The following is a 19,560-nucleotide window of genomic DNA, read 5'->3' as shown; positions in this document are numbered from 1 at the left end:
AGATGGGATAACGATTAACATCAACTAAGCAAAATGATGACAAAAAAGAAAATAACCATCGGCGATATAGCGAGGGCTTTAAGCGTTTCAAAAACAACTGTATCGTTTGTGCTGAACGGTAAGGCAAGAGCCGTACAGATCAGTGAACAGCTTGAAAAGCGCGTATTAGATTATATAAAAGAAGTTGGCTACATTCCCAATCAATATGCACAGGGTTTAAGAAACGGAAAAACTAAAATTATCGGCATGTTAGTGGAAGACATCTCAGACCCGTTTTTCTCCGCTATCGCTCGTAAAGTAGAAGAGCGAGCCTCTCAAATGGGATATAAAATCGTATATAGCAGTACAGAAAATGATACGAATAAGGCAAAAGAAATGCTAGAGATCTATAAGAACAGTAGGGTAGACGGTTATATAATTGCTCCTCCACCTGCTATTGAAAATGAGATTAAGGAATTGCTAAAAGAAGGATTTCCGGTGGTTCTTTTTGATAGAACGCTACCTGGTGTTACCACCGATAGTGTAATGGTGGACAATTTTAACAGCTCATATGAAGCAATGAAACATTTCGCCAATAACGGATTCAAGAATGTAGCTTTTTTAACGCTCTCTTCCGATCAGGTGCAAATGTTAGAAAGGGAACGTGGATACCTACAGGCCATGTCCGAAATCGGTAGTCCATATACGATTAAGCGTATTAAATATCATGACAACAAAGATCATATTATCGAAGAAATTGAGATGTTTTTGAAAACGAACACTTACATAGATGCGGTATTTTTTGCCACCAACTATATTGCGGAACACGGGTTAGAGGCAATTCGTAATTTAAAATTAGCCATTCCCGATAATCTGGGGGTGCTAGTCTTTGACGATAACATTATGTTTAAGTTGCTTTCACCATCCATCACGGCTATTTCGCAGCCTATAAACAAAATGGCTGAAGAGTCGATTAATCTTGTGCTGGAAAGTTTGACGAATGCCCAGGTCGGAAATAACCGTAAGCCTATCAATATCATTATACAGAATCAATTGGAAATTCGTCAATCGTCGTTTAAGCATCCATTGCGATGACCTCTTTATGTTATTTTAATAGGTTAGCTCGGAATTGCCCGATATATAGCTCTTTTCTCTATCTTTACGATTCCTTTAAACCGATTTTATGACCTTTCAGTGCGAAAAATAAAATATAAAGGTAACAAGGGATAACAGCTATGAAATAAGCTAACTGAAAATTGAGGTGTAAAGTCTCAGACAAAAAGCCATAGAATAAGGGCCAGATAGCGCCGCCTGAGATTCCCATAATCATCACTGCCGATCCAATCTTGGTGAATTTACCCAGCCCTTGAATGCCAAGAGGAAATATGGCCGGCCACATCAAAGAGTTTGCTAAGCCAAGAAGTGCGATAAAAACAATGGAGGGAAAACCAGGTAATAGGTAGGCTAATATCGAAAATACAATGCCCAAAACCGCACAGACATAAAGTGCTTTCTGTTGACTGATATATTTCGGAATGGCAATAATTCCCACAATGTAGCCAACTAACATCGCTGTAAGTGTTAACGAAGTAAGGTAGGTGCTGATATCTGCAGATAGGCCCAACCGTTTTCCATATACGCCGATGATATCGCCGGCCATTACTTCCGCCCCCACATAAAGAAATATACAGAGCGCTCCAAGAAAAAGGTGTGGATAATGAAAAAGGCTTGTCTTGGACAGGGTTTTTTCGCTATTTGAATCAATTACTTCGTTCTCTTCTTCCACATCGGGAAGCTTCACTTTTATGAATATAAATGCCAGCAGCGAAAAGAACACCGCAAGCACAACAGAGGGGGTGTTAACTCGGCCGAGAAGCTCACCCACATGTCGAACTCTTTCCATATCGGTACCGGCGGAAGTGATTTGTTCTTCGATGGTCGATGCATTCGCTAAAAACAAGGTTCCCATAATCAACGGGACGATAATTCCCGCAAATTTATTGCAAATCCCCGCCATGCTGATGCGTTTCGCCGCGCTTTCAATTGGACCAATAATTGTCATGTAAGGATTCGCAGCCGTTTGCAGCAAAGCTAGTGCAGATCCTTGTATAAAAATTCCGATAAGGAATAACGAAAATGACTGCAGTCGAGCAGCGGGTATAAATAGCAAGGAACCTAAAGCTAAAACAAAAAGTCCCATCACGATGCCATTTTTAAAGCCTAACTTTTTTAATATAACCGAAGAGGGCAATGCAAGAAAGAAGAAGGCTATATAAGATGAAAAAGTTACCAGGAAAGACTGGGTATCGGTAAGACTAAATGACAATTTAAAGAACTGTATCCAAGTACTGTTTGCCCAGGTCACACAACCGAAAACAAAAAAAAGAACGCAAATCATCACAATGGGCAATGTGTTGTTTCTGACTGATACCGTCTCTGACATATTGATTGGTTTTATTATTAGTTGATTTTGGCTAACTTAAGCATTTTCTTTAAGAAATTTTACAAATATCATGAGCCAATCTTGTCAGCGCCTTCAAACGGCAGAACAAAGAAATTTACGATCCGGTACGTAACAGTTCCATAAATCTACCGCTTTCTGCATAATCCTTTATAATGCGGTTCCGTTCCTCTAAGAATCGACGAAGGTAGTTATTGAGGATCACCCGATCGAATGACTTGCCGAAAACGCCGTAAGGAACACCGTAATCAAAATGATCAATCACCAGCGTAGCATGATCGACGCTTTTGAAAAAATGGTCATGTCTGATATGTGCAAAAGCCCCTTTCAATTGCTCATCTCTGAAATGGAAAGGACGGTCGTAAGCCGTAATTTTTGATGTCAGCCGCTGTCGTATCCCAAAATGCTTCGCTTGCCAGGTAACGGTTTCATTGAAGCCGATCAGTCCGCAAGTAACACCATCAATGGCCCTTTCGTCCGTGCCGACAGTGGAAATACAATGTAAGTCAATACTTCTCGAGAGATCAAAGCAGATATCTATATCCGCTCGAATGGTTGTTGTTAATTCAATTATAGGCACAATTGGTTTTTTATGGATAACGTTGAAAACTTAGCGATTGCCCTTTGTGATAGCCAAAATCAATGCTTACTTCGTAAAGATAAAATATATGAACCTAAATCTATAGTAAAAATTAAAATCAGTAACCTCAATCTTAAACATGCTTTGGTGCCAGCGTTAGCCGACCGACCTCTTTGCCATCATCTAATAACATCGATAATTCAAAATCTTTTCGATCGGCAGTTATTCTGATCGCGGTCCGATTTCCCTCTTTTGGACCACCGCCGATCACAATCGGATAAGAATGATCCTCCTGTGCCAAATGTACGCCATAGCGATGCGTATGACCACTTACAACAAGGTCAACCCGATGCTTTTCAAACAGAGGTGCAAAAAGTCTACGGCAATGCATGGTTCCATGCCAATCGCCCGAATGATAGGGGGGGGATGTGCATGAGTACTACACGATATGAAGCTTTCCTGGCATCTGTTGTCTGAAGAATTTTCTCCAGCCAGGCTGCCTGCTCCTCCCTAAAAGGATCAAAGGCGGCCATTCCGTAGTAAGCTTCATGGTCATCTTCTTTATCTTCGCCGGTGTCTAAGGCAACGAAAAATACGGGGCCCCTACTAAAGCTGAAATAAGGCCCTTTTCCTATATTTTCAAAATAGTTCTTAAGCTGATAGGTAAAAACACCGCGCGTTTCGTGATTTCCTCTCACAAACAAGAAGGGTTTTTCGGAGGCAAAGACGCCGGTACAAGGGGCAATTAAATGGTCGATCAATTGTTGTTGGTCCGTTTGGTAGTCGAACATGTCGCCATTTAGAAAAACCTCGTCGTAATGCTGTCCGGAAACTAATTTTTCCAAAGCGGCAAAAGATTGCGGCCTATCATGGATATCATTTAGTATGAGCATAGAGATGGCTTCCTTTCCCGGATCAACGGTTAAAAAACTAAACTCGGCACTTTTTACTACAGAACCAAAAGTCTTCTTATAAGGTAAAAATTCAACGATTTCCTTGCTGAATACCTGATAAAAATAACGTTTTCCTGCCTGTAATTGATCAAGGCGTATACGATTTACGGTATTATGGGCAAGCGATATACCTTCTTCTATGCTTTGTTTCCTTACTTTTTTCGCCGAATCACCTTCTTCCCAATATTCAACCCAGCTGAATGCCGGTTTAGAAACAATCCAGCAAATCGTCATACCGTCTTCGGTTGGGTGCTGGAGATAAGGTTGCGTAAGCAAGGAAAAGGGCAAAGATTGTGTTTCTGCGGATAGCGGTAATCCTCCAGCAACGGAAAGGAGGGTCGTGCCTGATAAGGCTTTTATAAAACTTCTTCTTTTAAGGTGTGACATCGTAAAAAAGGAATAATAATAATTAGTAACCGGGATTTTGAACGAGCAGATTGTTTTTATTCAATTCGTCTCGGAATATCGGAAAAAAATACGACTTATTACCCCATTTTCGATCTTCGAATTTGACATCGAGCTCTTTCCAAATAACTCATCAAAACAATCGATAAATATAAGATAATTCATACAGGAGAAACAACAAGATTAATACAGCATGAAATTTTCGGTTACTGGAATAGATTGCAGCGATACAGAGTACGATATGGCAGACATTTCGAATGGGGTATTCCCAACCGTAATGAATGAAAAAATAATCCGAACCTTTGATAAACGTATCGATGAAGTCTAATAAGAAACAAAAACCTAATGTGCCAAAAAACCATTTTTTTCTGGAATAGAAATAGTCGACATAGCTTTTATGTTCACCCAGATTAGACGGCATCAACAATACACAAAGAACATAATAAGTGTTTATATATAAGAAAAGGAAAAAATACTTGGCAAAATTCCAATGTGAAACATCCTTTAAGGCTGCCTCCCACCACCAGAAATGAATGATCAATAAGAGTAGATAACCGCACCAGAGCAGATGTACCCAATAGGCCCTGAGTGATTTTGGATGTTCGATGAAATTGACCATTCCCTTGATCAAATGCGTAATACTTAAACTGAGTATAATAGCAATGATTGTTTTCGCATGATCAAAAGTTATAATTGTTAGTAACATTTCGACGCGCTCTTAAGAAGATGCTGTACCTTATAACTGACTATTGCTACTAATATAACAAAATCTTTGCGAATAGGAATCGCCAACGAGATCGACTCTTACCTTATGGCCACCGCAAAAGCATGTGACTGACTGGACGTTCGTTGCTCAGAAAATTTCCTTGATTTGTTTTGTCCATTGCCTAATCGTATTTGCGTCCACTCTATCTGCTTTTTCAAGGAAGAGATGTTGTTTGATCGCCAAACCACAATAGGTGTAAATTCCTTTATCCGATGTAAGCGATATAGCACTACCCATTCCCGTTGCACCGTATTCCGCGTGTGATTTCCCCTGTGTACTGATGATGACAGCTTGCTTACCCGTTAACAGTCCTTTTTGTACGCCCTGTTCATAGCAATAAGCAAAACCATAACTGAAAACCCGGTCAATATAGCCTTTTAATATTGCAGGTAAACTTGCCCACCAAATCGGGTGTATAAAGGTAATGCAGTCCGCCCAAGTAATGAATTCCTGTTCTTGTTTAACGTCATCGGCCACGCGGCCTGCTCGTTGCCCTATCATATCTTCCAAAGAAAGGATAGGATTCAGGTTAAGCTGGTATAAATCCCTGATAACCACTTCATGTCCACTGTTCTGTAAATGCGCTGTAAGTGCTTGTTTCAGATGACTATTTAAACTAGCTGGGTTTGGATGTGCATAAATAACTAAATGTTTCATGGTTCTACTTTTTTTGATTTGATAAACCAAAAGTAGTATGCCGCTTTCTACCAAAATTGTAAGAAAACGAAAGTCAGGCAATTGAACTACAAATATCGTGTTGGAACTTTAGATATTTTGAAGGGTTAAGCTTTAGGTAATGTTGGAAATCGTGTATAAGTTGGCTTTGGTCATAATACCCACATTCATTGATGATTTCAAACCAATCTGTTTTCGAATTTGTTGATGCCTTGATATTTATAAGTTCGATCGCTTTTAAGAAGCGTTGATAACGATTGATTTCTTTAGCTGAATAGCCCAAAAGCTTTTTATGATTGATCTGAATATTTCGTTCCGTCTGGTTTTTTTGGCTCGCAATTGACTTAATGGGATTGAAGACGCCGTTATCAAAGTTTGCCAATTGTTCGGCAATTTCACTTCGTTGCCTTAGATAAGGTTTGCAGAAGGCAAGAATAAGGTCGACTTTTTTCTTTGCATCCTTAATGTCGCTCAATATAGCCCATAGTGCTGTAAAACAGTTTTCGTCAAGTAATTCATCAGGATTTAGCGGTAAATTGCCTGCAATAGTGGCCTCACCAAAGAAACGATAAAACGCATCATCTTTGAAATTTGCAACTAATATGCTGGACTGCGGTGGTAACATATAATCGAATGCCATTTTTATCGGCCCCAGAACGAGGCATTTGTCCATCGCAATTTGCGAGTTTTGTTTGGACCGAAACAAGGCCTTCGCACCAAAATTAAAAACTAAAATCGTTTGAAATGAAGGCAGCAACGTTTTGCTTATCACCTCATTTGATTTGTTTTCAGCAAAATAAAAATGAGAAAAAACATCTTCATAGTCTGTCGGAACAGCTATTCTGAAGTGGTTATATAGCTCATTGTTAGTCTTTGTCATCGTTAATATGCAAACTTTGGCCGAATTTTTTAGTGATTATTCTTTTTAACCGTTCCCCATTATCATCACCCCAGCGTCCCAATGTGCCAATTAAAGGAATTAAACTCTTTCCAAATTCCGTTAGGCTATATTCAACTTTTGGAGGAAGCACAGGATAAATTTTTTTGGCAATGAGTTCGTGCTCTTCCAATTCTTTTAGCTGGATATTCAAAACCCTGCGCGAAGCATCCTGTATTTTGCGTTGCAATTCGCTCGGTCGTTTATAACCCTGACTGATGAACCAAAGCAAGCGTATTTTCCATTTGCCGTATAAGACTTCAGCCACGAGATCAAGCCCGCAATTTAAGTTCGGTGTAACTTTTCTTTCATACATCAATCAAAAGTAAACCTATGTCCCAAGATGCACAATAGGGGAATAATTTATCCCTATTTGAATCTCAATTCCGTACTTGTAAGAACGTATCATACTTTTCAAATTTGCATCAAAAAAGTTAATAAAATGAAACAAAATTTAGATTATCGGAACGAGCTATCAGGTAAAGTTGCCTTGGTAGCAGTGGGAGAAAAACTGACGGATAAGAACAGAATTTTTTCTATTTTGATTCATCTTTGTACAATTAATTGAAATAGAAATTAAATGAGTTACTGCAATTATATCCCCTTGATGAAAGAGCCCGGTCGAAGTCTTCATCAGAATTATCACGACCATCATTACGGTTTTCCCATTCATGATGATAATGAACTATTCGGACGATTAATCTTAGAAATCAACCAGGCAGGCTTAAGCTGGGAAACGATTCTGAAAAAGGAAGAAGGCTTTCGAAAAGCTTACGATAATTTCAATTTGAAGAAAGTAGCCGCTTATACCGAAAAAGACCGAGAACGGCTATTAGCCGATCCCGGCATCATTCGCAATAAACTAAAAGTAAACGCGGCCATAGAAAATGCGAAAGTCATTTTGCAATTGCAGAAGGAATATGGCAGTTTTGAAAACTGGTTGGAACATCACCACCCGAAAACCAAAGAAGAGTGGGTGAAACTTTTTAAGAAAACCTTCCGTTTTACAGGTGGGGAAATAGTCAACGAATTCTTGATGAGTATCGGCTATTTGTCTGGCGCGCATTCCGAGTCCTGTCCGGTCCACGGAGAAATTTTGAAAATGAAACCCATGTGGTTAAAAAAATAATATACATAGGACAAAGACAATACAAGATGAAGTATATCCCTTTATTTCGCTGTAGCAAATATAAGTTTTGATGCGTTTGACTTATAAGTCCTAACACATTATGAAAAAACTATTTATACTTCTCCTGTTAACGTCGCTGCTCTACGCTTGCAAAGAAGATGATATACGTGTAAACGCACCTGAATGTGTTATACGCATCAAAAAATTATATGATGAATCCTTGAAATGTACCAAAGAAGACGCGATGGAGGTAAACCTGTACAAAGGTACCTATAGAAATGAAATCGTTTATTTCCCGATGACTATGTGCCCTCATTGCAGTACCGTACCACCGGCTGACGGTTATACGTGCGACAACAAAAAAATTGTTTTTGATGATTTCAGCGAAGTGGAAGATATTAAACAAGTTTACAATAGTTGTAGTAAAAGCTATATTGAAGAATAGGGGGGCAACACAGGGCAAATAAGAATTTGCCTATGTCTACTACTTGGCAAACTTTTTTGTGCCTGCCACACATAGGATTACGCCGAGCGTAACCCCGATCATACCAATACTTACTTTTTCATGAAGCAAGCAAGCTGCCAGTACCAGACCGAAAAGTGGTTGCAACAATTGCGCCTGCCCGACGGTTGCAGTACCACCTTGTGCCAGTCCTTTATACCAGAAAATAAAGGCGATAAACATACTGAACAGCGATACGTAGGCTAGGCTAAACCAGGCTGCTGTGCTGATGCCCTTAAAGGATACAGGCATATGGATAAACATGAGTGGCAGCATCAGGGGAAAGGCGAGGATTAAAGCCCACGAGATCACCTGCCAGCCGCCTAATGTTTTGGTGAGTTTCGCTCCTTCTGCATAAGCCAATCCGCAAACGATGACTGCCAGAATCATCAACATATCCCCAATAGGTGATGCGCTAAGCCCTTGAGCGATCGCAAAGCCTATCACGAAAAGACTGCCTATAATCGAGAAAAACCAGAAAATAGGTTTCGGACGTTCGCCGCCACGGACAATACCAAAAATAGCCGTGGATATGGGCAGTATGCCCAAAAAGACAATGGAATGGGCGGAAGTAACATATTGTAAGGCCAACGCGCTTAATAAAGGAAAACCAACCACCACACCAAGAGCAACAATGGCTAATGGAAAAAGCTGCTTTCGGTCCGGACGTTTTTCTTTAAAGACAAGTACGGCAATCAGCGCAAGTATTCCGGCAAGGCTCGCACGTGTAACGGTCAGGAATACGGGATCAAATTCCAAAACCGCGATTCTTGTTGCGGGTAACGAACCACTGAACATAACAACACCGATAAAACCATTTAACCATCCCTGTGATGTGTTTTCTTGTACCTTACTTATATCCATTTCTGTTATCATGCTATAATTTTGATACAAAAATCGATCATGAAAGCAAATAAACACAGTCACAGTTTTTTGTATTTTGATAGACACAGTTATCTTTGTAAATATGAATATCAGAAAAGCAAAGCCAGCAGAATTTAAGGTCATTACTTCCCATATTTTATTGGCAATGGGTGAATTACTTGATCGTTTTACGGGTGCACAGTCCATGGAAAGAGCCTCCCAAATGATGGAGAAGCTGGTTCAAAAAAAAGGAAACCAGTATTCGTATGAAAACTGTTGGGTAGCAGAAGATGAAAATGGGATCGCGGGAAGTGCATTGGTGTATGAAGGAGCTAAGCTTCACGAACTCAGGAAACCTGTAATGGCAGAAATAAAATCCACCTTCAACATAAACTTCCAACCCGAAGATGAGACACAGGCAGGTGAGTATTACATTGATTGCGTTGGGGTAAGCCCTAGTCGACAAGGAGAGGGAATTGGCTCCAAAATTTTCCGATTCTTGATCAAAGAATATACACAGGACAGAAACGGAACACTTGGCTTATTAGTAGATCGAGATAACCCCCATGCCAAAAAATTATACCTGAAACTAGGATTTGAAATTGTTGGAGAAAAGACATTAGCGGGAAAACACATGGAACATCTTCAATACAGGAAGAAAAAAGAAATGCTTTAAACGGTGAAGAAAGATTTTTTATACAATGAAATAGCAGGTAACATTGCCGATAAAATCAAAACCGGTGTCCTGAAAGAGGGAGAGCGTTTACCATCCGTCAGAAAGTTAAGTAAGGAGCATGGGATAAGCGTCAACACGGCGAAACGGGTTTTTCTCGAATTGGAAGCACAATCACTTGTACAATCGAAACCTCAATCGGGTTATTTTATTAGCCCCCGGAAATACTTAAAGCTCCCTTTACCCGAGGCAAGTCAGCCTGTTCCCATTGCCAATAACAGCGAACCGGACGAATTGATGAGTGTCTACGCTACCATGGGGCGTAGCGATTTAACCCTATTCTCTATTGGCGTACCCTCCGGCAACCTTCTACCCTTGGCCAAACTGAAAAAAGAAATTGTACTGGCCACCAGGGCAATGAAAGAGGGTGGAACCGAGTATGAACCACTACAGGGCAATGTAAAATTGCGCAGGATGGTTGCGGCCCGTTCATTGGCCTGGGAGGGAAATTTAAAAGAAAGCGATCTGATCACGACAAACGGTTGCATGAACGCGCTGGCGCTTTGTATGATGGCGTTGACCAAACCAGGAGATACCATTGCATTGGAAAGCCCTTGCTATCCCGGTATTCTCCAGCTTGCCCTTAGTTTGAGATTGAAAGTTTTGGAAATCGCAACGCATCCCCTGACCGGAATTGATATTGAGGCACTGAAACAACTGTTGCCGAAGATAAATGTTTGCCTTTTAGTGCCTAACTTCAATACGCCTTTGGGGTATTGCATGCCCGATGAAAGCAAAAAGGAGATAGTCGCTCTTTTGGCAGACCACCATATTCCCCTTATCGAAGATGACCTTTACGGCGATCTTCATTTTGGGCCTCGGCGGCCCAAATGTTGTAAATCTTTTGATAAGGATGGTTATGTTCTATGGTGCGGTTCCGTGTCCAAAACACTTGCTCCAGGTTATCGTGTGGGTTGGGTTGCGCCCGGTAGGTACAAAGAACAGATCCTTAAATTGAAGCTCATACATGTCCTGTCTTCTCCTTCTGTCATCAATGAAGCGGTAGGGAATTTCCTACTGACCGGAAGATATGAAAATCACCTGCGTTACTTGCGTAAAACCCTGCAGGAAAATTATCGGAAATACGTGGATGCCATCGCAGCCTATTTTCCAGAAGGAACCAAAGTGAGCAGACCGCAGGGCGGACTTGCATTATGGATAGAATTGCCTGATTCGATCGATACACGAGAATTGTATAATTATGCCCTCAAAAAACAGATAAGTATTTCGCCCGGCAGGATTTTTACCTTACAAGATCAGTTCCATAACTGCATGCGTCTTTGCATCGGCTTGCCTTGGACGGATCAGTTGAAACTGAAATTGAAACAACTCGGAAATCTTGCTAAAATGATAGGAAGAAGGTCTTGACAAAACCTGTTAAGCTCCCGTTTCATTCGATTGAGCTTAGAGCCTTAAAGACTTCCTTTTTGGACCTTTCAAATAGTTCTCCGCCGAATTCCTCATTGTCCAACGAAAAAATGGTGCTGTCTTTTACCCCCATCATGCCGAAAACGAATTTCAAATAGCTTGTCTGAAAATTCATGTGTTCATTTTTTTCGCTTTCCCCATAACCGGTATCTCCTCGACTGGAAAGTATGAACATTTTTTTGTTTTCAAGTAAACCTACATAGTCTCCGTCGGGAACGCCCGATCTGAACTTCCACGTCTCATTTATTCGCATAACCTGGTCTATATAGGCTTTCATTCCACTTGGAATTGACCAATTGTACATGGGGGTGGCAATAACGTAAACATCGTTTTCTTTCAATTCTTTTACTAATTCATCGCTTAGTTTCAATGCCTTTTGGTTTGCTTCCGTTCTATCCGCGGGTTTTATAAAAGCACTGGCTATCCAAGGCTCATCAATACCGGGAATTATTTCACTTCCTAAATCCCTGTAGGTGAAAATATCCTGTGGGTACTTTGACTTCCAATTTTCAACAAAAAGCTGTGCAAGTTTTCGGCTGTAAGATCGTTCATTTCTAACGCTTGCATTAATAATCAATAACTTTTTCATTTGCTTCTAAAATTTTATGAAGCAAAGTTTCTGATTATTAAACGAAAAAAAATTGACCTAGTTCAAGATAGCTTATTTTTCTTTCGGATTCTACTTATAAATTCTGCGGACACACCCAAATAGGAGGCTATTAAATATTGAGGCACTTTGGAAGCGATCGTTGGATAGGTTTCTAAAAAACGATAATACCTACTTTCGGCGTCGTATACCTGGTTATCGACTAATCTTTTCTGTAACGTACCGAGATATCCTTCTAATATTATTCGAAAATAGCGTTCTAAAGCAGGGATTTCACGTAATAATTGATGAAAAGAATGATAGCTGATTTGTAAAACACTTGTCTGTTCTACGGCTTGTATGTTGTATAGCGACGGTTTTTGCTTGGAGAAACTATCGATATCCGTAGCCCACCAATCGTCAATAGCGAAATAAAGAATTTCTTCATTACCATTTTCAGCATTAATGTAAAATGCTTTTAATAGGCCCGAAATCACATAATTATCGGAACGACAAACATCCCCATTTCTCAAAAGATAGGCCCCTTTTTCTATTATTTTCTCCGTCCAAAAACGATCAAAAACTAAAATTTCTTCTTGGGTTAATTTTATCTCTTTCAAGATAGCATGAATAAGCGGATTTTTTTGCATTCGTTATCAAACTATAGCTTACAGATGAAGATAAATATAAGGTTCAATTTTCCAAAGATTCAGGCCAGCTGATTTTTACGTTTTAATCCTTTTACGATCAAATAGGCGGTTTTGTTAAGGGGTTATCTTAAGAGATAACCCCGTCTATAACCTTAAAGGTTTTCTGACCCGATATCTTTATTCAGTTCGTAACCCTCCTTGATTACGGCTTCGTTGATTTCCTTGATGCGCTCTAGTTGCATTTTTTCCACTTTTCTATCATAGGTCAGCACACCGTTCACTTCATGTTCAACATCTGTTGTCTGCGTGTAGATGGCCACACTGAGCCCCTTATACTTCATGAGTTGATCTACCTGATCTAAAAGTAGTATATAACGATCTGTGAGCGCTGCCTGCGTGGGTTCATAGGCATATGCATTATTCTCCACAGGCCACATGTGGCCTCGGGTGTATAAGCCTACGCCACCAAATTCACCTAAAGAAGCTGCCCGTGTACTGTCGGGCACCGAAGCCCCGTAAGGTCCTACATAAATGTGTGTATCCACAAAATCGCCATTACCCGGATCGCCGTAGGCCTTCTGGTAGTTGGGATTATTGTTAAAACCGGAGTTGCCATTAACCAGTCGGGAAGGATCATATTGTTTTACCCAATCTGTTATATTTTTTACGTCAAAGGCTCCCCAATTTTCGTTGAAAGGAACCCAGGCGATGATAGATGGCGAATTATAATGATCATCCATGATCGATTTCAGTTCCTTTCGGAACATTTGCCGGTATATCGTCGTGTCTTCATTGGGATACCAGATGGCCGGCATATCCTGCCAAACCAGCAATCCCAATTTATCCGTCCAATAATAGAAACGCTGCGGTTCCGTTTTCATATGTTTCCGAATTAAGTTATACCCGGCCTTCTTTGTGTACTCGATGTCGGATTTTAAAGCTTCTTCAGTCGGTGCCGTCAATATCCCATCCGGCCAATAGCCCTGATCCAGAAGCCCCAGCTGCATAACAAATTTCCCGTTGAGAAGAGGCCTTACTACACCGTTTATTTTACCCAGTTTAATATCCCGCATGGCAAAATAACTCGTCACTTCGTCAGAGATACCGCCATCCGCATCATAAAGGCTCAACTTTAAATCGTAAAGAAAGGGACTGTCGGGCGACCAAAGCTTCGGGTTTTTTATAGGCAGATAAAAATAAGAACCACTAACGCTATCGGTTTTAGCAATCAGTTGCTTACCGTCGTAAGCTGCTGCCGTTACCTTTTCGGCTCCATCACTTTCTACCCATACTTTTAAGCGTTCATGATCAAGCTCAGGAAGTAAACGGATATGTTTTATAAAGTGTTTATTTACCGGTTCAATCCATACCGTCTGCCAGATACCTGACGAGAAGGTATAATCGCCCCTTGGGCCGTTTTTGCCAGATGGTGTTTTACCATCGTTTAAATCCTTAGCCGCTACTACAAGCGTGTTCTTGCCATTTTTTAGAAAGGAAGTAATATTTAGCGTAAACGCGTCATAACCTCCGGCATGGCTACCGGCCTTCTGTCCATTCACAAAAATAGTCGCATCATGATCGACAGCACCGAAATGGAGAATAATCTGCTTATTTTTCCAGGCAGCGGGTACTTCAAAAATTTTTCTATACCACATGTTTATTTCCTGTTTCCGTTGTATGCCCGATAAAAACGACTCGGGGCAATAAGGAACGCGGATTTTCTCCGTCACCTTATCAAATACGGCCGGTTTTTGTGGATGAAACGCATCGGGAGCATCCTTCCCGCCGAGATAATCCCACTTGCCATTAAGGCATTGCCAGGCTGCTCGTTGTAATTGTGGTCGTGGGTACTCGGCTAAGGGGACCGCTGCTTGGCTTGCCGCTTCCGTCCAAGGAGTAGGCAATTGAGCTACTTGGGCCGCAAGAGGGTAGGCATTGGCAAAAAAAAGCAGAAATAGGATAAAATTTTGGTAAGTAGTCATAGTCATACAAGATTATACAATTTTTTTCAATTGGCAGCCGGAAGTGTCAAACGTGATTTTCAATTGGTAAAAAGCGTCGGATAATATTTCTTGATCAGCTGCTGATCGCTCGCCGTTAAAGCACGCAGGGGTTTCGGTTTATCTTGCGGACGCAAACCTTTTTGATTCATCACATTGATCAAACTCCAATCTTTTGCAGGTTTGTCGGGCGATGGGTCTGCAGGTTCTTTCGCCTTCAGGTCATAGCGGGTGAAATCAATAACATACGTGGGCGATGATTTTTCGTGCCAATTGCGTAACAGGGCTAAACGAAACTCCTTATTCATGAACCATTTGATTTCCAGGTTATTGTACGAATCGCCCAGACCGGATCCACGTTCGGTAAAGCGGTAATTCCAATCGTCGTTGTTAGGATGTTGCTGACGCCAAAGGGTACCAAACTCACCAAAGGTGACGAAATGAGTATCTGGCCAACGTTTTTTTGTGCTGCTTACCCAGGTCTCCATCGCTTTGCAGATAAATTCTTGACCAAATTCATGAACCATTTGCGCTTCCCAGATATTGGTTACCCAACCGAAGCCATTCTGTTCAAAACCTTTGTCGAAATGAATGGCCGTAGTGTGCATCACCTCCCGGTTCCCTAAATCAATACCCCACCCTTTATAGGTTTCTATAGGGCCAACACCACGGCGGCTATTATAGCCTTCAATACCATGTCCAATGGCACCACTTTGTCGAGCACAGATAAAATCCATTGTCCAGCCGTCCAAATTCACACAGTCGATCAAGTCAGCTTTACCCTGTGCAGGTTTACAAAAGTGCTCGGTTGAAGGGTAAAAAGGGTAGGAAGGTGAGCCATCCGCACCGCCACCGTCAATATTATGCTGACTCCAGATTACCGCATGAGCAACATGAATGTCTTCTTTTTCGGCAAGGTATTTCAGGTTGTCGGCAGAAAGAAAACCACCCATAATACATTGAGGTTTATATCCCTTGCCTACCATCTGTGAAATAAGCTGGATAGCTTCCGATAATTCGCGGTTAACACGCTCGCGAGGTAAGTACATCGCCGGGAAATAGCCAGGGAAATAGGAGACTTCATCGCCGTATTTTTGCTGGCAGGACACGACATAATCACGGATTTGACGGTAATTTTCCCGTTGGTCTTCCAGCGCGTTTAAGGTAAAGCCCCAAGTTAGCCGTCCATCGGGATTGTCTTTGGCGAAGGCTTCGCGCAGGGCGCGTACACCATCTAAGGTGTGCCAGCTCGACTCGTCTCTAGGATGCAATTTTACATCACGGGAAACTTCCCAGGGCGTGGTACGGATCATGATGCAGAGTGTAACGAAGCGATTGCCATTTAACTGAAGTTCATTATTTGTGTTCGTTGCTTTGAGTTGGGCATGCGTATGCAAGATACATCCTGTAAGAAATACGAGCAGAAGGATATTTTTTTTGGTATATAAGAACCGAAATAGGGCAAATGTGTGTTTCATAACTATGATTATATTATCGTGTAAGACTATTGGTGCAATCCACTACTATCTGTTGCTCGCTTGGTAGCATCCTGAAAGTCGCATTCTGGAGATTGCCGCTTTGTTGAACGGTACCCTTTTTACAGCTCAGTCCATAAGAGAAATCGTGAAATACTGCTTTCACCTGCCGATCAGCGGTCGACTGGAAAGATAATTTTGCCGTGGCCGGTGCTTGAAGTTCCAATAGCCAACGAAAATCTTTCTTTTTTGGTTTACAACTTACTTTGAAATGGTCTTCATGAAAGACGATCGTAAACCTATTACCTTCTTCGTCGCTGCTCTGTATTTCCAATACATTTTTTCCTTTTTCTTTTACGATTGGCGATTGCAACTGAACCCGTGTTTTTTCACCCTTTCTACCTACCTTAAGAATATAAAGTCCGGCACGGTCCTCTTTCGTACTCCAATTAAACCCATCCACTAAGGGGAGCGCATAATAAAAAAACTGCCCGTCTGTACCTGCTTTTTTTAAGTAGCTAGATTCAAATTTTTCATCAAAAAGATGTAGGTCGCGAAAACGAAACCCTTCTTTTTCCCATAATAGATTACTACGGTAATAGCGACTATTGAACCAAACACTTTTTCGTCCTTCATTGCGCAGGTCTTGCAACGTGGTCACAGCTGTTGGCGGCGTCACAGGAAATTTCTTTTTAAACCAGGTGCCGGAATTGGCCAAGGTCTCGATGCGTATTTTGCCTGCTTTCGCTAACGAATCAAATAAGGGGAATTGCATCAGCAAACCTTTTTTCATCCCATCCCAGGTAAAAGAATTTTCCTGTCCTGCTTGTGCATAGTTAAAGGCAAGACAGGGTTGATTGACAATTGATTCCAAAAAGTTCTCCACCCACCTTTTATCCATACCGGACTCGGGGTAAACGGGTTCGAGTGAAATTACTCCTTGCCGGGAATTTCCTAAACCGGTATCATACTGATAAATCGGGTCGCTACCCAACATCCGAAAAATGGGTACTGGTATCTGTTGAGCTTCAGTTTGTGCAGGCATATAGGCGTTAAGTCGACTAGGGTAGTAAGCTTGGTTCCAATAGCCCCCCCATAAGGTATAGCCATCAGTACCCACCTGATCTTTACAATTGCAGGAGGCAAGGATTCCGTATTTTTCATACATATAGGCCAATGAATGCGAATCGATAAACCAAGAGCCCACCGACTTGGGATATTGACCATAGATTTCCTTAAACTTCTCCATATATACATCCACCAACTTTTCTCTTTCTTCCGGACTGTATCCAGTGGTAAAAGCGATATTGGCGTGTGAAACCCAGGAATGTTCTCCTCGCCATTTAATGCCGGCCGCTTCTACATGTGGCTGCGTAATTTCCCACCAAGCCCCGATTTCGCAGTTGTCTGGCAATTGGCTTTTCATCAAATCCTGATATTTCGGATTGATGAGTGCGTCGTACTGGAAAAGGAAGGTGGCCGGAAATTTATATTGGTCGACAAGTTTGATCTGCGCTGCCACCGTTTCAAATAACAGGCGATCGGCATCCTTTACCCGGTAATCAGTTTGCCGGATAAAATTAACAATATTGATGATTCGGGGAGCATCCTTGTCATTACGAGCAGTTGTTTGCGCAATACCAAGATGGCAGATGGCATGGGTAAAGAAAGTAAGTATGACTAAAGACAGTAGTTTTTTGCTATGCATAAGATTATTTGTTAATAAAGAGGGTGTTTAACGAAAACACCCTACCGTTGTTTCTGCTTAAAATTACCAACCCGGATTGTTGGGTAATAAATTAGGATTTAACGTTAACTCATCCAAAGGAACGGGATAAAAATAATGTTTAGGCGTTCTGAAAAAACGGGCATTCGCCGGGTCAATAATCAGAAAGCCATTTGCATCTACATTACCCGGGTTGCCATCATTCAACACCTTGAGTTGTTCATATTGCGTTCCTTTATATTTAATGCCGAGCAATGGTTTAATGAGTTCTGTTTCGGCGGTTTTCCAGCGGCGCAGATCATCTCGTCGGAAACCCTCAAAAGCTAACTCGATGGTACGCTCGCGACGGATTTCGGTTAACATATCCAAACCATTGCTGTTCACAAAGGCATTAGTCAGCGCCGGCATTTCTACCCCCTTCCGCGAACGAATCACGTTGATCGTTTGATTCAGTACATTATCACTGATGACACCATCTTTCTCAAAAGTGGCTTCAGCTAAGATAAGTAAGACTTCCGGATAACGGATAATATGGTAATCATAGACGGCTTCATTAACACCGGCAACCGTCTCGCCCATAAACTTCCATAACTTGTAGCCGGTACGGGTTTCCGGGCGAACGGTAAACTTTGCTACACAAGAGTCGGGCCCATTGGCATTGCGGTAATTGGTGCCTGGCATGATAAAAGTTTGCGACATGCGCGGATCCCGGTTATTGAATTCATCGCTGATTTTTTCATAACCTTGAAAACCCGAGTTGCTTTTTTCGATGGGGAGACCTGTGCTTTTGCAAAGGTACATATCAGCCAACGTTTTAGTTGGTGTGCCCCGCCAACCCCAATAAACGGAGTGCGCGGCAGAATGCATGCGGATGTCTTTCGCATAACGACTGTCGAAGATGCCTTCGTGCGAGTCATCACCTTGATCAATGAACAGTTGACGATAGCTATCGTCTCCGGCACCTTCAAATAATTGGTATTCGTTGCTTTCGATAACCCGTTTAGCAGCATCTATCGCTTGATCCAGCAACTGACCATAGTCGCCCCGATGCTGGTGGTATTTGGCCCATGTTCCGGCAAAAAGGGCCACCCGTGCCTTTAAGGCGAGCGCCGTTCCTTGCGTAACGCGACCAAGCTCGCTCGACTGGATTTCACTTTGTTTAGGGAGTTTAGAAGCCGCTTCTTCGAGTTCCGACAAAATAAAATCCTCTGCCGCTGCCTGCGGTTGGCGCTTACCATATAGCTCTTCAGAATCAGTGCTTAAAACACTTGTTAGAATCGGAATGTCATTGAAGCGCTTCATTAAGCGCCAATGGTTATAGGCCCTGAAAAAACGTGCTTCCGCTACATAACGTTCAATTTCCGTCGGGTCACCGGCATAGCTTTCGCTTTTTTCAATGATTTTATTGCAATTGCGCAGGTCTGCAAAGCGATTGCTCCATAAAGTATCGCTGGTAGGGGCACTCCAGGTGCCATTGCTGAAAACGTCAGGGGCTTGATTATAGCCAATATCGCTATCCACATCTTTGACGTCAAATGATTCGGCCGTCGTATATAATTGATTGACCGCTTTCATAAAGTCGCTTGGTCCTTTCCAAAATTGGCCGTCGCTGAGGTTGTCTTTGGGGTTTAGGTCGATCTTCTGACAATTGACCATAAGCAGTAGTATTGCGATAGCTGTAAAGATTCTTGATGGATATTTTTTCATGATG

The 19,560-nt window shown here is 41.7% G+C and carries 22 protein-coding genes; 6 read left to right on the top strand and 16 right to left on the bottom strand.

What is annotated here, in order from left to right; genetic code table 11:
* The first annotated feature begins 33 nt into the window (after positions 1-33).
* A complete protein-coding gene (locus RYH73_RS08405) occupies positions 34-1,074 on the top strand; it encodes a LacI family DNA-binding transcriptional regulator (protein WP_335312971.1) in 1,041 nt (346 codons plus the stop codon).
* A 64-nt stretch (positions 1,075-1,138) separates the two neighbouring features.
* Here RYH73_RS08405 and RYH73_RS08400 read toward each other — a convergent pair whose 3' ends face one another.
* From RYH73_RS08400 to RYH73_RS08365, 9 genes are all read right to left on the bottom strand, one after another.
* Positions 1,139-2,422, bottom strand: coding sequence for a sugar MFS transporter (locus RYH73_RS08400; protein WP_335312970.1), 1,284 nt, complete (start codon positions 2,420-2,422; stop codon positions 1,139-1,141).
* Between the two features lie 115 nt (positions 2,423-2,537).
* Positions 2,538-3,020 carry an SRPBCC family protein gene (locus RYH73_RS08395; RefSeq protein WP_335312969.1) on the bottom strand — a complete coding sequence of 161 codons (483 nt, stop codon included), beginning with the start codon at positions 3,018-3,020 and terminating at the stop codon, positions 2,538-2,540.
* 133 nt (positions 3,021-3,153) lie between these two features.
* On the bottom strand, positions 3,154-3,411 hold the full coding sequence (locus RYH73_RS08390; RefSeq protein ID WP_335312968.1) for a hypothetical protein: 258 nt from the start codon (positions 3,409-3,411) through the stop codon (positions 3,154-3,156).
* The gene (locus RYH73_RS08385) at positions 3,398-4,360 is read right to left on the bottom strand and encodes a metallophosphoesterase family protein (RefSeq protein ID WP_335312967.1); all 963 of its coding nucleotides are present in this window, start codon (positions 4,358-4,360) and stop codon (positions 3,398-3,400) included. The genes RYH73_RS08390 and RYH73_RS08385 overlap by 14 nt, the downstream gene beginning before the upstream one ends.
* 22 nt (positions 4,361-4,382) lie before the next feature.
* Entirely contained in the window at positions 4,383-4,505 is a 123-nt protein-coding gene (locus RYH73_RS26660) for a RagB/SusD family nutrient uptake outer membrane protein (protein ID WP_442946073.1), read from the bottom strand.
* Between the two features lie 6 nt (positions 4,506-4,511).
* Entirely contained in the window at positions 4,512-5,084 is a 573-nt protein-coding gene (locus RYH73_RS08380) for a hypothetical protein (protein WP_335312966.1), read from the bottom strand.
* A gap of 147 nt (positions 5,085-5,231) precedes the next feature.
* Entirely contained in the window at positions 5,232-5,801 is a 570-nt protein-coding gene (locus RYH73_RS08375; RefSeq protein WP_335312965.1) for an NAD(P)H-dependent oxidoreductase, read from the bottom strand.
* Positions 5,802-5,874: 73 nt separating this feature from the next.
* Complete coding sequence (locus RYH73_RS08370; protein WP_335312964.1) at positions 5,875-6,699, bottom strand: AraC family transcriptional regulator; 825 nt, start codon at positions 6,697-6,699, stop codon at positions 5,875-5,877.
* The gene (locus RYH73_RS08365) at positions 6,686-7,072 is read right to left on the bottom strand and encodes a winged helix-turn-helix transcriptional regulator (RefSeq protein WP_335312963.1); all 387 of its coding nucleotides are present in this window, start codon (positions 7,070-7,072) and stop codon (positions 6,686-6,688) included. The genes RYH73_RS08370 and RYH73_RS08365 overlap by 14 nt, the downstream gene beginning before the upstream one ends.
* Positions 7,073-7,198: 126 nt before the next feature.
* On the opposite strand from RYH73_RS08365, the gene RYH73_RS08360 reads away from it, so the two are divergent.
* The 3 genes from RYH73_RS08360 (at position 7,199) to RYH73_RS08350 (ending at position 8,330) form a co-directional block, all read left to right on the top strand.
* On the top strand, positions 7,199-7,324 hold the full coding sequence (locus RYH73_RS08360) for a hypothetical protein (protein ID WP_335312962.1): 126 nt from the start codon (positions 7,199-7,201) through the stop codon (positions 7,322-7,324).
* 12 nt (positions 7,325-7,336) lie between these two features.
* Positions 7,337-7,885 (top strand): DNA-3-methyladenine glycosylase I, encoded by a 549-nt coding sequence (locus RYH73_RS08355; RefSeq protein WP_335312961.1) that lies wholly within the window; start codon positions 7,337-7,339, stop codon positions 7,883-7,885.
* A gap of 100 nt (positions 7,886-7,985) precedes the next feature.
* Entirely contained in the window at positions 7,986-8,330 is a 345-nt protein-coding gene (locus RYH73_RS08350; RefSeq protein WP_335312960.1) for a hypothetical protein, read from the top strand.
* Between the two features lie 39 nt (positions 8,331-8,369).
* Here the strand turns inward: RYH73_RS08350 and RYH73_RS08345 are convergent, their stop codons facing one another.
* Positions 8,370-9,263: a DMT family transporter gene (locus tag RYH73_RS08345; protein ID WP_335312959.1), complete on the bottom strand. Its 894-nt coding sequence runs from the start codon at positions 9,261-9,263 to the stop codon at positions 8,370-8,372.
* A gap of 91 nt (positions 9,264-9,354) precedes the next feature.
* Here RYH73_RS08345 and RYH73_RS08340 point away from each other — a divergent pair, with 91 nt between their 5' ends.
* Positions 9,355-9,927 (top strand): GNAT family N-acetyltransferase, encoded by a 573-nt coding sequence (locus RYH73_RS08340; RefSeq protein ID WP_335312958.1) that lies wholly within the window; start codon positions 9,355-9,357, stop codon positions 9,925-9,927.
* A gap of 3 nt (positions 9,928-9,930) precedes the next feature.
* A complete protein-coding gene (locus RYH73_RS08335; protein WP_335312957.1) occupies positions 9,931-11,352 on the top strand; it encodes an aminotransferase-like domain-containing protein in 1,422 nt (473 codons plus the stop codon).
* Between the two features lie 22 nt (positions 11,353-11,374).
* On the opposite strand, the gene RYH73_RS08330 is transcribed toward RYH73_RS08335, so the two are convergent.
* The 6 genes from RYH73_RS08330 to RYH73_RS08305 form a co-directional block, all read right to left on the bottom strand.
* The gene (locus tag RYH73_RS08330; RefSeq protein ID WP_335312956.1) at positions 11,375-12,001 is read right to left on the bottom strand and encodes an FMN-dependent NADH-azoreductase; all 627 of its coding nucleotides are present in this window, start codon (positions 11,999-12,001) and stop codon (positions 11,375-11,377) included.
* A gap of 62 nt (positions 12,002-12,063) precedes the next feature.
* The gene (locus tag RYH73_RS08325; protein WP_335312955.1) at positions 12,064-12,648 is read right to left on the bottom strand and encodes a Crp/Fnr family transcriptional regulator; all 585 of its coding nucleotides are present in this window, start codon (positions 12,646-12,648) and stop codon (positions 12,064-12,066) included.
* Between the two features lie 152 nt (positions 12,649-12,800).
* A complete protein-coding gene (locus RYH73_RS08320; RefSeq protein WP_335312954.1) occupies positions 12,801-14,630 on the bottom strand; it encodes a glycoside hydrolase family 2 protein in 1,830 nt (609 codons plus the stop codon).
* Between the two features lie 59 nt (positions 14,631-14,689).
* Entirely contained in the window at positions 14,690-16,126 is a 1,437-nt protein-coding gene (locus RYH73_RS08315) for a DUF3863 domain-containing protein (protein WP_335312953.1), read from the bottom strand.
* A 13-nt stretch (positions 16,127-16,139) separates the two neighbouring features.
* Positions 16,140-17,831: a hypothetical protein gene (locus RYH73_RS08310; protein WP_335312952.1), complete on the bottom strand. Its 1,692-nt coding sequence runs from the start codon at positions 17,829-17,831 to the stop codon at positions 16,140-16,142.
* 63 nt (positions 17,832-17,894) lie between these two features.
* Positions 17,895-19,556: a RagB/SusD family nutrient uptake outer membrane protein gene (locus RYH73_RS08305; protein WP_335312951.1), complete on the bottom strand. Its 1,662-nt coding sequence runs from the start codon at positions 19,554-19,556 to the stop codon at positions 17,895-17,897.
* Between the last annotated feature and the right edge of the window lie 4 nt (positions 19,557-19,560).

The sequence above is a fragment of the Olivibacter sp. CPCC 100613 genome, from assembly GCF_036959255.1.
Classification (GTDB): Bacteria; Bacteroidota; Bacteroidia; order Sphingobacteriales; family Sphingobacteriaceae; genus Olivibacter.
This window is presented reverse-complemented; position numbering and strand designations above follow the sequence as displayed.

What these genes read in the sequence shown, in the direction of transcription:
- RYH73_RS08405 (WP_335312971.1), top strand. Translation starts at nt 34, where the DNA reads ATGATGACAAAAAAGAAAATAACCATCGGCGATATAGCGAGGGCTTTA.
- RYH73_RS08400 (WP_335312970.1), bottom strand. Translation starts at nt 2,422, where the DNA reads ATGTCAGAGACGGTATCAGTCAGAAACAACACATTGCCCATTGTGATG.
- RYH73_RS08390 (WP_335312968.1), bottom strand. Translation starts at nt 3,411, where the DNA reads ATGCATTGCCGTAGACTTTTTGCACCTCTGTTTGAAAAGCATCGGGTT.
- RYH73_RS08385 (WP_335312967.1), bottom strand. Translation starts at nt 4,360, where the DNA reads ATGTCACACCTTAAAAGAAGAAGTTTTATAAAAGCCTTATCAGGCACG.
- RYH73_RS08380 (WP_335312966.1), bottom strand. Translation starts at nt 5,084, where the DNA reads ATGTTACTAACAATTATAACTTTTGATCATGCGAAAACAATCATTGCT.
- RYH73_RS08375 (WP_335312965.1), bottom strand. Translation starts at nt 5,801, where the DNA reads ATGAAACATTTAGTTATTTATGCACATCCAAACCCAGCTAGTTTAAAT.
- RYH73_RS08370 (WP_335312964.1), bottom strand. Translation starts at nt 6,699, where the DNA reads ATGACAAAGACTAACAATGAGCTATATAACCACTTCAGAATAGCTGTT.
- RYH73_RS08365 (WP_335312963.1), bottom strand. Translation starts at nt 7,072, where the DNA reads ATGTATGAAAGAAAAGTTACACCGAACTTAAATTGCGGGCTTGATCTC.
- RYH73_RS08360 (WP_335312962.1), top strand. Translation starts at nt 7,199, where the DNA reads ATGAAACAAAATTTAGATTATCGGAACGAGCTATCAGGTAAAGTTGCC.
- RYH73_RS08355 (WP_335312961.1), top strand. Translation starts at nt 7,337, where the DNA reads ATGAGTTACTGCAATTATATCCCCTTGATGAAAGAGCCCGGTCGAAGT.
- RYH73_RS08350 (WP_335312960.1), top strand. Translation starts at nt 7,986, where the DNA reads ATGAAAAAACTATTTATACTTCTCCTGTTAACGTCGCTGCTCTACGCT.
- RYH73_RS08345 (WP_335312959.1), bottom strand. Translation starts at nt 9,263, where the DNA reads ATGATAACAGAAATGGATATAAGTAAGGTACAAGAAAACACATCACAG.
- RYH73_RS08340 (WP_335312958.1), top strand. Translation starts at nt 9,355, where the DNA reads ATGAATATCAGAAAAGCAAAGCCAGCAGAATTTAAGGTCATTACTTCC.
- RYH73_RS08330 (WP_335312956.1), bottom strand. Translation starts at nt 12,001, where the DNA reads ATGAAAAAGTTATTGATTATTAATGCAAGCGTTAGAAATGAACGATCT.
- RYH73_RS08325 (WP_335312955.1), bottom strand. Translation starts at nt 12,648, where the DNA reads ATGCAAAAAAATCCGCTTATTCATGCTATCTTGAAAGAGATAAAATTA.
- RYH73_RS08320 (WP_335312954.1), bottom strand. Translation starts at nt 14,630, where the DNA reads ATGACTACTTACCAAAATTTTATCCTATTTCTGCTTTTTTTTGCCAAT.
- RYH73_RS08315 (WP_335312953.1), bottom strand. Translation starts at nt 16,126, where the DNA reads ATGAAACACACATTTGCCCTATTTCGGTTCTTATATACCAAAAAAAAT.
- RYH73_RS08310 (WP_335312952.1), bottom strand. Translation starts at nt 17,831, where the DNA reads ATGCATAGCAAAAAACTACTGTCTTTAGTCATACTTACTTTCTTTACC.
- RYH73_RS08305 (WP_335312951.1), bottom strand. Translation starts at nt 19,556, where the DNA reads ATGAAAAAATATCCATCAAGAATCTTTACAGCTATCGCAATACTACTG.